This window comes from Citrobacter sp. VF227 (assembly GCF_052950715.1).
On the sequence record NZ_JBRFVF010000676.1, the window covers coordinates 1 to 428 of the forward strand.

Here is a 428-nt window from a genome sequence, read left to right on the forward strand (position 1 = left end):
ACCATATTATCCAGCGAGCGTTTCACCAGCGCCTGGGTGAGCTGCTGGTTTTCCGCACTGGAGCTGTTATCACAGCCGGTCAGCGCCAGCAAAAATATCCCCGGAGTAAGAAATTTCAGAATATGCGTCATCATCCGTTATTCACCACGCAGCGAAGGCCAAAATTGGGAAGGAATTCGTTATCTTCTGCTATATGACCGTCAAAAAGTGGGGAAGGGAGATTCGACTTACGAAACATGGTCAGGGCATATTGATAATCTCCTCCTGAATATCCTCTCATAACCTTCCTGTCGCCGCTCTTCGGTCCCTGTGGGTTATCAACCGGCGAGTGCGCATAGTAGTCCGCCGCATACCAGTCATTAGCCCACTCCTGGCCACTTAGTCCCATGTCATACAACCCCAGTGGATTGGGGGGATATTTCCCGACC

Annotated in this window: 1 protein-coding gene; it reads right to left on the reverse strand. The window is 50.9% G+C overall.

The features are described from left to right. Positions 1 to 130: 130 nt before the first annotated feature. On the reverse strand, positions 131 to 428 hold a 298-nt coding region (locus ACU8YC_RS28510), incomplete at its 5' end, for a formylglycine-generating enzyme family protein (RefSeq protein ID WP_446896454.1).